This is a genomic window from Bradyrhizobium sp. Crot121, from assembly GCF_059512385.1.
This window is the reverse complement of sequence record NZ_JCAMOR010000273.1, coordinates 1-955: the sequence shown is the minus strand read 5'-3', so window position 1 is coordinate 955 and position 955 is coordinate 1. Positions and strand designations below refer to the sequence as shown.

Here is a 955-nt window from a genome sequence, read left to right as displayed (position 1 = left end):
GCCACGTTGTTGGACGCGGACGTGTTGTCGCACTTCACCCACACCGGGGTGTTCGCGGGCAACCTGATCGCGACGCTGACCCTTGCCATGCTCGTTCTGATTTCGGTCGCGCTGGTCGCCGCTACGATCATCGTTCCGCTGCAGCCGACGGTCAGAGAAGCCGGCTGGCAGCTGGCCGTGGGCGGCACCGCTTATTTCGTTCTGATCGGGAGCGGGTTCATGATGGTCGAGATCGCTCTGCTACAGCGGATGAGCGTCTTCCTCGGTCATCCCGTCTACGCGTTGAGTGTCGTTCTGTTCAGCCTGATCCTGTGGACGGGCTTCGGCAGCCTGGCATCCGAGCGCATGCGCCTTGCCGGAACGGGCAAGGTCTTAGCCTGGAGCGTGGCGAGTGCCGCTTACTTGTTTGCGTTGCCGTTCTGGCTGCCTCCGCTCTTGGTCGATCTTGATGGAGCGGGCCTGCTCGTTCGCGCCGGCCTCTGTGTTCTTGTCTTGGCGCCGGCAGGCTTGCTGATGGGCTTTGGATTTCCCACCGGCATGCGACTGGTCTCTGCAATCAGCACGGTCCCCACGCCATGGTTCTGGGGCATCAACGGTGCTGCAGGCGTGCTCGCCGCAAGCGTCGCCGTTGCCACCAGCATTGCCTTCAGTATCGATACGACGCTCAGGATTGGGGCCGCCTGCTATCTCCTGGTCGCCGCTCCTGCAGTGTTGTTGATGTCCGCTGGCGCCCGATCCGGCCACGCCACTCTCCGATCCCTGCACCCGAGCGAGCCTACGAATGTATAGGATATCGGGGTGGCGCGACGACGAAGTGAATAGAAATTGAAACGCGACATTTGCGGCTCTCAGCGGTGCTGCGCCCTGGCTTGCTCATCGACGTGACGGGAATTCTCTGGGGTGGGCCGTCCCTGGCCGCACCTTCCGCTTCGGGCTCAATCTTGCGCTTGTCCGG

General features: G+C 62.7%; 1 pseudogene. It reads left to right on the top strand.

Annotated features, from left to right (window positions below):
* Positions 1-789: pseudogene (locus AC5ZGW_RS46470) on the top strand (hypothetical protein); the annotation flags it as partial.
* Positions 790-955 lie beyond the last annotated feature (166 nt).